This is a genomic window from [Flexibacter] sp. ATCC 35103, from assembly GCF_001975985.1.
In the GTDB taxonomy this organism is placed as follows: domain Bacteria; phylum Bacteroidota; class Bacteroidia; order Flavobacteriales; family Flavobacteriaceae; genus Flavobacterium.
The window spans coordinates 273,622-287,613 of record NZ_MTQF01000001.1 but is presented as its reverse complement, the minus strand read 5'-3'; the positions used below and the strand labels follow the sequence as shown (position 1 = coordinate 287,613).

Below are 13,992 nucleotides of genomic sequence, written 5' to 3'. Positions count from 1 at the left end.
TTATTCTAATTTTTTTTAGAAGACAGTTTTTCCTGTAATTCTTCTGTAGCTTTCAGGATACTTAATTCTTCCTCTGCAGATTCAAATTCATTTTTAAGTGCTTCTATATTTGCTTCAAGAACTTTTCGTTTACGCTCAATTTCCCTGTCTTTTCTGCTAATTTCATTTTGAAGCTTAATATCCGAAATTGTTTTCTTGAACTGATATGTTTTTCTTGCAGCACCGGTAAGGATTCCCTGTGGTCCTAATTCTACATCCAGCAATGCTATCCCGTTATCTGTAATTACAAATTCTCGAACCTGGTTAGAATGTCCCATTCCTCTGGCTTTTACAATAAATATCCCACGGTTTCTTTCGCCAATTCCTTCCATATCACGAACCGTAATCCAGGTATCTACCAATGATGATACAGATTCTTCTGCAAGATCAGGTCTAAGATTATCTGTTTGTTTGTTTAAAGACGTAAAAAGTGCCGTAATATTGTTTGCTTTCAGCATATCAATAAGTCTTACAAGCATCGAACGCACTTCGTGTTCGCTTCCTACTGTAATCAGATTACTAATAGGATCAATGATGATTGTAGTAGGTTTAAATTCCCTGATTAACTTGCGAAGCGTTAGCAAATGCAGCTCCAGACCGTTTAATGACGGACGTGATGAATGTATTTGTAAAGTACCATTATCGATGTGTTTTTGAAGATTAACATTTATAGATTTCATGTTTCGAACCAATTGCTGTGGTGATTCTTCAAACGCAAAATAGATTGTTTTTTCCTTTTTTTCGCATTGTTCATTTGCAAAATAACACGCAATAGTGGTTTTGGCAGTTCCTGCTGTTCCGGAAACTAAAATATTGCTTCCGCGATAAAATCCGCCACCCTGAAACATTTCGTTTAATCCGGGAACTCCGGTCGAAATTACATCCGAAGAAACTTCATTATCCAATTTTAATGAGGTAATGGGCAATACCGAAATACCGTCTTCATCAATAAGAAATGGGTATTCGTTTGTGCCATGAGTAGATCCTCTGTATTTTACAATTCGAAGTCTTCTTGTAGAAACCTGTTCTATAACTCTATGATCCAGAACGATAACACAATCAGAAACATATTCTTCTAATCCCTGACGGGTTAACGTTGCTTCGCCGCGTTCTCCTGTAATTATTGCTGTTACTCCTTTTGATTTAAGCCAGTGAAATAACCTGCGCAACTCTGCTCTAAGAATTGCCTGATTATCCAAACCTGCAAAAAGAGATTCTATGGTATCAAGTACGACACGTTTCGCTTTTATTGAATCTATTGCATGTCCTAACCTGATAAATAAACCTTCGAGGTCATATTCTCCAGCTTCTTCAATTTCAGATCTTTCTACTCTTACGTGATCTACGACCAGTTTTTTGTCTTTTTTGAGTTTTTCGAGGTCAAAGCCAAGGGATTTTACATTTAAAGTAAGATCATCCGAAGGTTCTTCAAATGACATGAAAACTCCGGGTTCGTTATATTCTGTAATACCTTTAATAAGGAATTGCATTGATAACAATGTTTTTCCGCAGCCGGCACCGCCGCAGATTAATGTAGGCCGTCCTTTCGGAAATCCGCCATCAGTAATCTCATCTAGGCCGTCTACTCCTGTAGGAGTTTTGGGAAATATAAAACTATGTGATTTTGATTGTTCTTGCACGCTATTTAATATTCTGTTCACTCAAATATACGTTTTCCTAGAATATTAACAATTAATATTTATTAAAGATTTAACAGCTGTTCAAATAAATTTTAAATCTTTTTTTGAAAGATTTTGTAGCTAAACAGCATAATATTGATAAATAAAGACAAAAAAAATAAATAGCTGTTTTGGGGTATAACCAAAGAGTTCTTAATTCTTTAAACAAAGCTGCTTCATATTTTTAGTTATAACGTTTTTATCTGAAATAGTTTTGGCTAAGCCAAGTGCTGTTTGAAAGTGCTGAAGGGCTTTTTTATTGTCATAACCGGAATATAAATTGCCGAGTAAAGAGTAATAAAAATGATTGTTTGTAAGGTTCAGTTTTTCGGCTTCAGCGATTGATTCCTGTTTGCCTTTTACTTTAGATAAGGCATAAGTTCTGTTTAAAGCCACGATTGGAGAGTATTCTAAAATAATCAGATTATTATACAATTCTAAAATATGCTGCCATTTTTCAGGCGTATCCTTTTTTTGGGTATGCCAATAGGCAATTCCGGCTTCAAGATGGTATTTAGAAAGTGTGTTTCCTGTTGAAGACTGACTCAGGAAATACGTTCCTTTGTCTATTAATTCCCGATTCCAAAGAGATTCATCCTGATCCTGATATAAAATAATTTCACCGTTTTGAGTTGTTCGGGCTTCAAATCTCGACGAGTGAAAACACATTAAAGCCATTAATGCATTTGTTGCGGGTAAATTTGTCGTTTGATTTTGAATCAATAAATAGGCAAGACGCATCGCTTCTGCACAAAGGTCTTTTCGTAAAGTCGTGTTTTGAGAAGTAGAGTAGTAGCCTTCAGAATATAAAAGATAAATGGTTTTAAGAACCGTATCGATTCGTTCTTTTATTTCTGTTGCATTTGGATTTTGAATTCTAATGTTTTCCTCTTTGAGTTTGTCCTTGGCACGGTTTATTCTTTTATAAATAACTTCCTTATTCGATAAAAAAGCATCGGCAATCTCATTGATTCCAAAACCGCATAATAAATTTAAGGCAAGTGCAATTTGTGCTTCGTCAGAATTACAGGGATTGCAAACCGTAAATATCATCGCCAACTGGCTATCTGTAATATTTTTATCAGATAAATCAAGTTCAATCTCGGGATTGTTTAATGTAGAATTGTATTTTATCTCGGTTACAATTTTCTTTTCAAAAACATCATTTCGTTTAAAATAGTTTTTGGTTTTGTTTTTAGCTACTGTATAAAGCCAAGCTGTTGGATTTTCAGGAATCCCTTTAATCGCCCAGGTTTCTGATGCTGTCAAAAAAGTATCACTCACAATATCCTCGGCAATTTCAATATGATGAATACCAAAAAGATTGCATAAAACCGAAACGATTTTCTGATACTCGGTCCTGAATAAGTTGGGGATTAGTTCCTGGTTCATAAATTGAGTTTAGATTTTAGAGTTTAGAATATAGAGGAAAGAAGCAAGAGTCAAGATTTTAGAGAATAGAATAGAGAGAATAGAAGCAAGAGTCAAGAAGCAAGATTTTAGAACATATAATATAGATTTTAGAGCATAGAATATAGAGAATAGAAGCAAGATTTTAGAACATAGAATATGGAGTATAGAGATAAGATTTATAATAAATAGTTCATAAAAAAATTAAAATCCATAATCCATAATCTGAAATCTTGACTCTTGCTTCTTGCTTCTTGCTTCTTTTTTCTATACTCTATATTCTTCCCTCTATTCTCTAACTTTCTACATTGCCTGACGTATCTCTACATTCCCGCCTAAATTTAAAACCGGACATCCTTGTGCAATTTCGGCAGCTTCGTCGTAATCTTTGGCTTTTATGATTATTAATCCGCCAATAGATTCTTTTATTTCTACAAAAGGTCCATCAGTAACTCCTTTGGCTTTGCTGACTAGTTTTCCCTGACCATCCCAGCGTTGCAAAGGTCTTGCGAGTTTGTCTTGTGCCGCCAGACCGCCAAACCAGTTTTGCCATTGTTGTAAATGCTGCTGCAATTCTTCAGGTGAAGGCTGATTTTCTTTGGTCGTAAAATCCCTTCTGAAAATTAATATGAATTCGTTCATTATTTTATATCTTAAAAATTATTGATTGCTATTTATTTTAATAAAAAAAGCCATTTTTTATCTGAGATATAAATTTAGTGTTTTACCTCAGACAAAAAACAGCCTGAATTATTTATCCAAATTGTCCCACTCTGTAAGTTCCCGGAGTATTAGGAAAAGCAAGATTAAAACGATTCCAGGTATTGATAGTTGTAATTACTAGTGTAAGATCGATAAGCTCTTCATCAGAGAATTCGGTTTTTACAAGGGCGTAAACTTCATCATGAACCTCACAAGCGGTAACGGCTTCAGCCCAGGCAAGAGCAGCTCTTTCTCTTTGAGTGTAATAAGGAGTTTCTCTCCAGGCGCTTAAACCAAATAAACGCTGCGTGGTTTCACCGGTTGCCAAAGCTTCTTTTGAGTGCATGTCTAAGCAATATGCACAGCTGTTGATTTGTGATACTCTAAAATCGACTAAATCCAATAATGATTTTTCAAGTCCTGATTTTTTGATATAACCTGTAATAGCAAATAATGTGCTTAAAGCTTTTTGTCCTTTTTCGAATGCATTGATTCTAGTTTCCATAATGTATAATTTTAAATGTTATACCCTAATGACAACTGAACTTTCGAGATTGGACAAAATTTTGAAAAAAAATATTAAATTTTTTCAATTATTTTTAAAAGCCTTGATTTTACAAGGGTTTTCAGTTTATAATTAAATCTATATCTTTTGAATAGTTAGATAGTAAAGGTTTGTTATTAAAACTATTGGTCATTGTCCACGGAATAAGTTGTCCTTTTTCTATGATTTCTTTTTTAGAATAAACCATGCTGAAATACATTTCATAATCATCAGGTTTTTTGGGTATACCCTTATTTTTTGATTCTTGAGGAATATCTTCATAATAATATCGGGATTGCTTTAAAACCGGATATTTATTCAATAAATAATCATTTAACGTAAATGAATCACCATCGCCTTTATATAAATCTTCAGACAAAATGGGGGTTATGGTCAGACTTTTAATATTTTGTTTTAAACTTTTGTATTGATCTGAAGTTATAGAAAAATCAGATTCTTTTAGATTATCTTTTTCTGACAATTGCCTGATAACCGAAAGTCGGACATAATCGCCGTCGATTTCGATAACTTTAAATACAAAATAATATTTCTGGTAACTCTGGCTTCCGTTAATGCCGGTTTCTTTACTAAAAATAAAACTTCCTAATTGCAGTTGATGTTCTTTTGTCTGGATTGCTTTTTTCCACATGTAGGGTTTGTAAACCTTTTCTCGAATGAGATAAAAAACGATTAAACTGATAACGGAAATTAAGATTATTTTTTTCATTTGTTTTGAAAGTAGGAGAGAAGTGCTTTTACAAATATCAATAAATTTTAATTAGGATTGAAGAAAAACTAATAGCCACAGATTAAAAGATTAAAACATTTTTTTTAAATCTGCTCAATCTGACAGATCTGCGTAAAAAAAATTAAACAATAGAGACATAGTTTTTAGGATTGTATAAAAGTCGTTTCACTTAGAATATTACCGCATAGTATAATTGCGAAGCTGTATGATAAATAATTGCTGCAGATTAAAAGATTAAAATGATTTTTTAAAATCTGCTCAATCTGCCAGATCTGCGAGAAAAAAAATTAAAAAATAGAGAAATAGTTGAGATATATTTCACCCCGCTGGGGCTTTATTTCACGGATTTTTGATTTCTATAAATATTTCACCCCGTTGGGGCTTTTTCTATAAATATTACATCCCGCTGGGACTTTACTTCACAAATTTCTGATTTTCTATAAATATTATGTGCCGCTGGGACTCTATTATCATTAACCTAGAAACATAAAAAAGAAAGCTCCGGAGGAGTATTATATTTATAGCAAATATATTCGTTATCATAGCCAAAGCTCCAGCGGAGCGATATATCTATAGCAAAAATAAAAATACAATTGTAGCCAAAGCTCCAGCGGAGCGATATATTTATTGATATTTTATATTTTAAAATAGATCAAACACAAAAGATTTTAAGAATCCAGCCAATTCTTGAAATTATTAATTTCCTTTTTGCTTAAAATAATTGGTTCTGTATCTGGAATTGCGACATTTAATAAAACCTCTATTTTCTGGCTCGAATGTTTGATAATTTCCTGAATATGATGACGGTTAATAATATATTTTCTGTTTATTTTAAAAAAGATAACAGGATTAAGTTTGTTGATTAAATCTGTTAAGTTACTGTTGTATAAATAGCTGCTTCCGGAATTGGTGTAAATAAACATATGCTTTCCTGTGGCAAAAAAGTACGTAATCGAAGTATCGTTTACAGATATGAGTTTATCTCTGTGATTCACTAAAAAATGATGCTGGATGCTGCTTTGATTTTCGATTTCGACCAGAGATTCTACAATAAGATTTGTATTAAAGGTTTCTTTGATGTTTTTGTATTTCTTTAAAGCTTCTAATAATTCTTCTTCTTCATAAGGTTTTAGAAGATAATCTATGGTAAAATGTTTGAATACTTTTACGGCATAAGAATCATAGGCAGTAATAAAAATAACCGGACATGAAATGGTTGCCTGCTCAAATATATCAAGACTTTTACCGTCTCCTAAATGAATATCCATAAAAGCAAGATCAACATTGTTTTCTGTAAAAAAAGCAACGGAATCTTTTACGGATTTCAGCACTGTTATTTCACGTATTGAAAGTATATTTTGTTGTTCCAGTATTGATTTGAGATAGCTTGAAGCAAGATGTTCGTCTTCAATAATAACTATTTTCATGGCATTTAATTTTCGGTAAAGTTAAAAAAAAGCTCCGTTAAAAAACGGAGCTGATTCAATCACAATTCAGGATTGTTTAAACGTGCCTCTTGGGGAAATGGCAGCGTATAACGCGGATCATTTTCTGTCAGGGTGAAATCTTCACCTTTGAAGGTATGAATGATTTGTTTTTGATTATTTCTTCTTAAATCAAACCAACGCTGACCTTCGATAACAAACTCACGTTGTCTTTCCTGAGCTATAAAATCAAGAATTTGGGTTTGTGTCATTGCAGCAATCGATGTGCTTAAAGTGTTAAAAGCTGTAGCTTTATATCTATTTTTGATAAAAGCCAATACGGTTGTTCTTGCCGTTGGAAGATCACTTAACTGAGCCGATGCTTCTGCTTTTGTCAGGTATAATTCAGAGGTTCTAAACGTACATTTCTGATTGATATCACCACCTTTTTTAAATCTGAACCTGCTTCCGCTTGCCTGAAAATACAATGCAAAACGCAAATCGTTTGTTTTATCATATGCACCAATTAATGCTGGTGATACATATGAAGTTCCTTTTAGAAGATTGATAAAAGTATCTTCAAGCGCTAATATCGATTCTGCACCATTATACAAGTTAGGTAAAACCGCTGTTGTGTTCAGGTTGGTTAACGTATTCTTGTAGGTCATGGCTTTATCTGCCGCTTCAATTGCTTTAGCCCATTCTTTTTTGTAGAGGAAAATGCGGGATTCCATTGTATATAAGGCAACTTTCGAAAAACGATAATTCATACCGGCTGCCTGAGTGTCCAGGTTTAGCAATTTTAGTGCTTCCTGATTGTCAGAAAGAATCTGATCATAAATTACAGCGACACTTTCCGGAACATAAGCTTGTTCTAAATCTATTTTTAAAGCTAACGGAACACCTTTGTCTGTTGCAGCTGTTGCGGCATTATAAGGTTTTCCAAAAAGGTTAATCAAATCAAAATAAGTTAAGGCTCTTAAGGCATAAGCTTCTCCAATTAACTGATCTTTCTCTGCAGAAGGAGGCAGTTTTTGGCTTGCTTCATTGATAACTACATTCGTATAGAAAATCCTGGTGTACAATCCCGCATATGGAAAAACGTTTGTAAGCTTATCAGGATTGGCATCTTTCCAGATAAAAATATCTTTATAGAAAACAGAATTATCATTGTCTTCATTCAGGAATAATTCATCGGCTCTTAAAGCTGATAATGATTTATGAGCCTGATAAGCAGAATATCCTTTTGTTAATACAGCTCTGTAATCTGTTAAGGTTTCCGGAATTACTTTACCCACCGGCTGAACATCAAGATAATGATCGCAGCTTACAGTCGTGATGGCAACGCTGGCAAAGAATACGTATTTTAATATATTTTTCATTTTGAATCAGTTTAAAAAGTTAGGTTACATCCTAAAGAAATTGATCTTGGGATTGGTTGTGCATAGATATTTCCGTATGTTTCAGGATCAAAATAGCCTTTGTAATCAGAGCTGATTACGAATAGGTTTCTACCTTCAATACTAAATCTTACAGTATCCATAAACAAGGTATTTGTTGCTTTTTTAGGTAACGAATATCCTAAACGAACACTGCTTAAACGCATAAAACTCATTTCGTGAACCCATGTATCTAAGTAGTTATACATTTGAATTTGGTTTCCGCCAGAATACCATTGGTATGCCATCCATGAATCTCCCGTTCCTGAAGTCTCACTTGTGATTCCGGGAATATTTGAACTTGTATTTGTTGGTGACCATACATTAAGTGCATCTGTAGTATAGTTTTGACCACGGTCTAAAATTGTACCGTTAAAAGTTGGTTTTTCTACAACAGTTTGCTTGATGTTGAAAGTTGTCGCAATTGTAAGATCAAAATTATGAACTTTGAATGTGTTTGTAAAACCTCCAGTAAATTTAGGATCTAAATCTCCTGCATAAGTAAACAAATCTCTTGTCTCAGCATCAGTAAGTTTTGTTGTAGAAAGTACTCCCGGAAATAATTCTGCATATGGGTCATAAAGGGCAAAAAAGGTTTGTGAGTTTACGGTTTCTCCTTTTTTATTTACAAATAAAGGATAGCCATTTTCATCAATTCCTGCAGTTTTTAATGCGAATACCGCATTAACCGGGAGTCCTTGTCTTGAAGGCAAATAACTGTTTGATCTTATCTCGATACGATCAACATTACTTTTATTGTGAGAGAAATTAATCGTTGTATTCCATTTAAAATTTGGATGATCAATGTTTCGTGTAGACAAAGCAATTTCATAACCTTTATTAGTTACCTGCGCCCAGTTAGCATTTGTAAATTCAAATCCGTTTTCAAGAGGAAGCGATTGTAAACCAATTAAGTCTGTACTTTTTCTGCCATAAACATCGGTTACAATGTTTACACGATTGTTGAACAAACCAAGATCCATCCCAAAGTTGGTATTTGTTGTTTTCTCCCATCTTAATTTATCATTAGGAGGAGAACTTACTGAAATAACAGGCTCTGTTTGTCCCGGTAAAATAACCGTTGTCTGATTTACCCCAACTACATAGGGAGAAGTATTTTTATCGATATTTCCTTGTAATCCGTAAGAAGCACGTAGTCTTAAATTAGAAATTACAGAGCTGTCTTTTAAGAAATCTTCTTCAGAGACTAACCATGAACCTGAAGCAGCCCATAATGGCAAGTATTTGTATTTAGGGTCTACACCAAATAAATCTGATCCGTCGTAACGAACACTTCCAAAGAAAGTATATTTTCTGTCATAGGTATAAGATGCTGTTGCAAAAAAGGAAGCAAATGCATTTTCATTTTCACTTTTCAAATAAGTTCTCCAGTTTGCACTTGCAGCTGTATTTGCATTTGGAAAAATGATTTGAGTTGTAGTCAGTGTTTTTGGGTCAAAACCAAAACCTTTTGTAGCAATCGAAGTACTGTTGTTTCTTCTTAACTCATTACCCACCATAACTTCTATCTCATGTTTTCCGCCAAGAGTAGTGTTATAGTTTACCATGGTTTTCCAGTTGTACTGAAAAAAGTCTGTGTTTGAATTTTGAATAATTCCGCCTGCAGGAAGGAAATAAGTATCAACATCATCAATAAATACACGTGATTTTTCTCTTTCTTTTCTTGTAAAATACGTTTCCTGACCCGCATATTTTTCAGATGAGTTGTTGTCAAACTGTAAACCAATTTGTGTACTTGCTTTTAAGCCTTTGGTAATATTGTAATCAATATCAAGTAAAGCTTTTATAGATCTTGTCGTTAATTCATAATTGGTATTAGCTCTTTCTTCCAAAATATTAAAAGGAACATAATTACCGGCATATCCGCTAATATCCTTGTCATAATTATAACTTCCGTCAGCATTTAGCGGCGTTAAATATGGGTTTACGTTTCTAGAATAATTCGATGGATTTGTATAAGCATCAGCATCTGTAATATAAGATTGTTTTTTGCTTTGTGTACCAAAAATACCAACACCTACATGCAATTTATCTGTTACATCATAGTTGTTTTTTAAGGTAAGATTGTATCTTTTAAAACCAGTTCCAATAGTTGCACCTTCTTCATCATATGCGCCTAAAGAGAAATAATAATCAGACCTTTCTCCACCACCGGATAAGCTTAATGAATATTGTTTGTTGATGGCACTTTGGTACAATAAATCACCCCAATTGGTATTATTGTTTCTTAAAGCGTTGATAGAATTTTGTGTTGTTGAACTTAGAGACGAAAAACCTCCCGATCTATAGGCTCCTAATTCATTAGCCTGATTAAGAATACGGGAAATTTCTCCGTTTGCGTCTCTGTAAGTCAAATCTTCTCTTGAAGCCAGCGAAAGTTCAAAATCTACTTTTTGAGAAGAATTCATAAGGTTTAATTTAGAAAAATCAGGTTTTTGGGTTACGAAAGTATTCACATTAAAATCTACTTTCATACTTCCTTTTCTTCCTTTTTTAGTCGTTACCACAATAACTCCGTTTGCAGCTCTTGCTCCGTAAATTGCAGTTGCAGCGGCATCTTTTAATATGGTAATATCTTTGATATCCTCAGGATTTAATCCCGCAATAGAAAAATTGTTTAATACATCAATATTGTCTTTGTCGTAGTTTTGAGGAACATCATTTCCTTCAAGAGGTAAACCATCAAGAACCCATAACGGATCCTGAGCACCATTAAGAGATGCAGTACCACGAATCCTGATTTTTGAGATTGTTCCCGGAGCTCCCGTTTGCTGTGTTACCGCAACACCCGCAACCTGACCAATTAACATTTGATCTAAACTCGCAACACCCGCTTGTTTGATATCTGCCATTTCAACTTGTGCAACAGCCGATGTCAGTTTTCTTTTTTCGATCTTTTGGTAACCTGTTACTACAATTTCTTTAAGTTCACTTACATCAGATTTCAAAGAAATAGTATAATTATTTTGTGCCGTAATATCGATTGTGTATGGTAAGTAACCTATATAAGTTACGCGCAGACTTTTGATATTATTGTTTATTTTAAATTCGAATGCACCATCAAAATCAGTAACGGTTCCTAAGCTGGCACTTTGAATAACTCCTTTTTGTTGTGTGTTGTTTGATACAGAAGAGTTCTCAAGAAAAACGGTAACTCCCGGGATTGGCAGTCCGTCTTTGGCATCGAGTACTTTTCCTTTAATAGTCCTTTCCTGCGCATACCCGGACAGGGTAAGAAGGAAACTCAGCATGTAAAATAAATTCTTCATTGGGTTGTTTTTGGATTTGTGTTAATTATAATGTGTTGTTTAAGGCTTTTTCAATACGCTGGATCAAATCGAAATAATGGTTTTTCGTTTCCTGATTACCCACGTTTCTCTTCGTTTTCAATAATTGCAAAATCTGATTCAATTCTCCTTTTTTGTCAGAAGTAACTTCAGAAACTCTTTTTAAAGACGACTGATTAATGTTACGCGCCATTTTAGATTCTTCGAGATAATCGCATAAATGTGGCATGCTCAAGGTTTCTTCTAGCTGAATAGTTTTCTTAATATCTGTTTTTTCAAAAAGTTTATTGGTAGAAACAATCAATATATCCACATAATTTTTCTGAGTCATACGTTCCATAATCGTAAGTGATTTGTTCTGGATTGTAGCAGCAAAAATGCTTTGGTGAATCGTTTTGAAAAGCTGTGTTACTGTATATACATTTTCTTTAGCTTCGTTACGCTGAAATAACTCGTTTTCAGTAATTCTCAGCAAACGGTCATCGCTTAATAAACTATATAAAACCCCATATTGTAATTCTCTCGCAAGTGTATAAGGTGTGTACTCGTAAGGTCCAAGAGGAGAATCTTTCAACGGATTTGTCTTATCCAGAATTGGATTAAAAAACAACCATTCCGGAAGTTTGATACTATTGTTTAATAAGTACGAAACCGCTCTTTTCTGGATTGCAGCCGGAACCGCCACATAACTTTGTTTGTTATCACCGTGAACCGTATTGTTGAGGTAAATACCACCAACATTGCTTAAAACATGGTAATTGTAAAGATTCCATTGCCCAATTGCGCCAATATAAAGTTTACCGGTTTGGTAATAAGATTCGTCTTTATCATACGTCCATTCCAGGATTTTCGCAACAACTCTTTTTAAATTTTTAAGTCCATATTCGCTGGCTTTCATGGCATCATCTCCCAAATCTTCAGATTGTGAACGCGGATCTATCGTACTGTCACCATCTTGTTGTTCTCCATAAAAATAAATGGGATCATTTTGGTGTTTTGCAATCAATGCGTTTAATGCATTATGCTCTTCGGTTTGGTCAGCGTACCATTTGTAACCCCATTCGATAGCATATTTATCATATTCACCAATTTTTGGCGTAATTGCTTCTACATTATCTTCCGGCTGGGCAATATAATTGTAACGCGCATAATCCATTATTGACGGAGCTGTTCCGCCCATTTTTGCCGTAAAAGCCGCAGATCGAAGTGATTCTACCGGATAAGCAAATGAAGCGCCCATGTTGTGTTTTAAACCAAAAGTATGTCCCACTTCATGCGACGAAACAAAACGAATTGCTTCTCCCATATGTTCATCACTAAATTTGTTTCCTCTAGCTTTTGGGTCAATTGCTCCGGTCTGAATACGCATCCAGCTTTGTAATGAAGTCATTACATTGTGCCACCAGATAATATCTGATTCAATGATTTCACCACTTCTTGGGTCTACAACCGCAGGTCCCATAGCATTTGATTTTTGTGAAGCCACATAAGTAATAACCGAGTAACGAACATCGTCAATATCAAAATCTGTATCTTCTTCAGTAGGTTCTTTTGCAATTACAGCATTTTTAAATCCTGCTTTTTCAAAAGCGGCCTGCCAATCGCGAACACCTTCTATAATATATGAGCGCCATTGTTTGGGTGTCGATGGATCGATATAATAAACAATAGGTTTTTTAGGTTCTACTAATTCACCATTTTTATATTTTTCGATATCTTCTTTTTTAGGCTCTAATCTCCAACGGGTAATTAATTCTTTTTCAAGCATTGCATGCTGACTGTCGCTAAAATACCAGTGTTTTTCAGAGAAATATCCAACACGTTTGTCCGCAAAACGAGCCTGCATTGGTACTTTATCCAGTAAAATAATATTTGAAGTTACCCCAAGCGTAACCGATAACGAAGGTCCGCCTTCACTAACAGATGTGGTAAGCTGAGATTTAACAACAATATTTTTAGGAAAAGTTTTCACACCTTCTATATACGAAAGTTCCGATTTTACAGATCCTCCAAAACCAATGTTGCTCAAAACATCATTGAAACTTTTTTGTTTTCCGTCAAAAACCTTATTGGCTTTGATTACTACAGATGTCGAATCATTATTTTTGGTTTCGATATCAAAGACTTCAATAATAGATTCAGAAAAGTTACTGTTTACAGAGGCTGTAATAGCATCGCCAATTGGAGATGAAACCTTTGGTACAGATGATTTTACCCAAACTTTTTTAGCAACAAGATCTTTATGAAATGTGATGATTTTATTTTCATAATTCATTCCTTTATTTAATCCCGCATCATTAACCGGCAAAGGAACATTTGAAATTTTATTGACAACCAGAAATTCTCTCTGAAAAAGCGAATCATTAATTTCCAGATACAGATCTGTTTTTACCTGAATCGTATTGAACAACCCTTTTTTGAAAGTTCCTTTTTTTATAAGATCGTCGTATTTTTGTCCTTTCGAATTTTTTATGGAATCCTTTACTTGTTCTGTTTTGTCTTCTTTATTCTTTTTGTTCTTTTTTTGAGAAATCACAGTACTCGTATTCAGTACCAATATCAATAAAGCGATATTTTTTAGACTTCTCAACATTGCCTTTTCTCTCATAGAAAGTTAAGTTTAGGTTAATTTTTCGCTAAAAATATTGCAGGGATTACGTTAAAAAAAGCAAAATGGAGTGAGTGGCTTTTTTTCGGGA

General features: G+C 34.2%; 9 protein-coding genes. All 9 read right to left on the bottom strand.

The annotated features are described in order from the left end of the window. Window positions 1-5 precede the first annotated feature (5 nt). The 9 genes from kaiC to BXU01_RS01070 all read right to left on the bottom strand — a co-directional run bounded on the left by kaiC (window position 6) and on the right by BXU01_RS01070 (window position 13,901). Window positions 6-1,700 carry a circadian clock protein KaiC gene (kaiC, locus tag BXU01_RS01110; protein WP_255373679.1) on the bottom strand — a complete coding sequence of 565 codons (1,695 nt, stop codon included), beginning with the start codon at window positions 1,698-1,700 and terminating at the stop codon, window positions 6-8. 171 nt (window positions 1,701-1,871) lie between these two features. Next, the gene (locus BXU01_RS01105; RefSeq protein WP_083691318.1) at window positions 1,872-3,110 is read right to left on the bottom strand and encodes an RNA polymerase sigma factor; all 1,239 of its coding nucleotides are present in this window, start codon (window positions 3,108-3,110) and stop codon (window positions 1,872-1,874) included. A gap of 321 nt (window positions 3,111-3,431) precedes the next feature. Next, window positions 3,432-3,770, bottom strand: coding sequence for a YciI family protein (locus BXU01_RS01100; RefSeq protein ID WP_083691317.1), 339 nt, complete (start codon window positions 3,768-3,770; stop codon window positions 3,432-3,434). 112 nt (window positions 3,771-3,882) lie between these two features. Beyond that, the gene (locus BXU01_RS01095; protein ID WP_083691316.1) at window positions 3,883-4,335 is read right to left on the bottom strand and encodes a carboxymuconolactone decarboxylase family protein; all 453 of its coding nucleotides are present in this window, start codon (window positions 4,333-4,335) and stop codon (window positions 3,883-3,885) included. A gap of 121 nt (window positions 4,336-4,456) precedes the next feature. After that, complete coding sequence (locus BXU01_RS01090; RefSeq protein ID WP_083691315.1) at window positions 4,457-5,101, bottom strand: hypothetical protein; 645 nt, start codon at window positions 5,099-5,101, stop codon at window positions 4,457-4,459. Window positions 5,102-5,790: 689 nt separating this feature from the next. Continuing rightward, entirely contained in the window at window positions 5,791-6,549 is a 759-nt protein-coding gene (locus tag BXU01_RS01085; RefSeq protein ID WP_083691314.1) for a LytTR family DNA-binding domain-containing protein, read from the bottom strand. Between the two features lie 59 nt (window positions 6,550-6,608). Further along, the gene (locus tag BXU01_RS01080) at window positions 6,609-7,928 is read right to left on the bottom strand and encodes a RagB/SusD family nutrient uptake outer membrane protein (protein WP_083691313.1); all 1,320 of its coding nucleotides are present in this window, start codon (window positions 7,926-7,928) and stop codon (window positions 6,609-6,611) included. A gap of 11 nt (window positions 7,929-7,939) precedes the next feature. After that, on the bottom strand, window positions 7,940-11,275 hold the full coding sequence (locus BXU01_RS01075) for a SusC/RagA family TonB-linked outer membrane protein (RefSeq protein WP_083691312.1): 3,336 nt from the start codon (window positions 11,273-11,275) through the stop codon (window positions 7,940-7,942). Window positions 11,276-11,300: 25 nt separating this feature from the next. Continuing rightward, window positions 11,301-13,901 carry a zinc-dependent metalloprotease gene (locus tag BXU01_RS01070; RefSeq protein WP_083691311.1) on the bottom strand — a complete coding sequence of 867 codons (2,601 nt, stop codon included), beginning with the start codon at window positions 13,899-13,901 and terminating at the stop codon, window positions 11,301-11,303. Window positions 13,902-13,992: the final 91 nt, after the last annotated feature.

What these genes read in the sequence shown, in the direction of transcription:
- BXU01_RS01105 (WP_083691318.1), bottom strand. Translation starts at nt 3,110, where the DNA reads ATGAACCAGGAACTAATCCCCAACTTATTCAGGACCGAGTATCAGAAA.
- BXU01_RS01100 (WP_083691317.1), bottom strand. Translation starts at nt 3,770, where the DNA reads ATGAACGAATTCATATTAATTTTCAGAAGGGATTTTACGACCAAAGAA.
- BXU01_RS01095 (WP_083691316.1), bottom strand. Translation starts at nt 4,335, where the DNA reads ATGGAAACTAGAATCAATGCATTCGAAAAAGGACAAAAAGCTTTAAGC.
- BXU01_RS01090 (WP_083691315.1), bottom strand. Translation starts at nt 5,101, where the DNA reads ATGAAAAAAATAATCTTAATTTCCGTTATCAGTTTAATCGTTTTTTAT.
- BXU01_RS01085 (WP_083691314.1), bottom strand. Translation starts at nt 6,549, where the DNA reads ATGAAAATAGTTATTATTGAAGACGAACATCTTGCTTCAAGCTATCTC.
- BXU01_RS01080 (WP_083691313.1), bottom strand. Translation starts at nt 7,928, where the DNA reads ATGAAAAATATATTAAAATACGTATTCTTTGCCAGCGTTGCCATCACG.
- BXU01_RS01075 (WP_083691312.1), bottom strand. Translation starts at nt 11,275, where the DNA reads ATGAAGAATTTATTTTACATGCTGAGTTTCCTTCTTACCCTGTCCGGG.
- BXU01_RS01070 (WP_083691311.1), bottom strand. Translation starts at nt 13,901, where the DNA reads ATGAGAGAAAAGGCAATGTTGAGAAGTCTAAAAAATATCGCTTTATTG.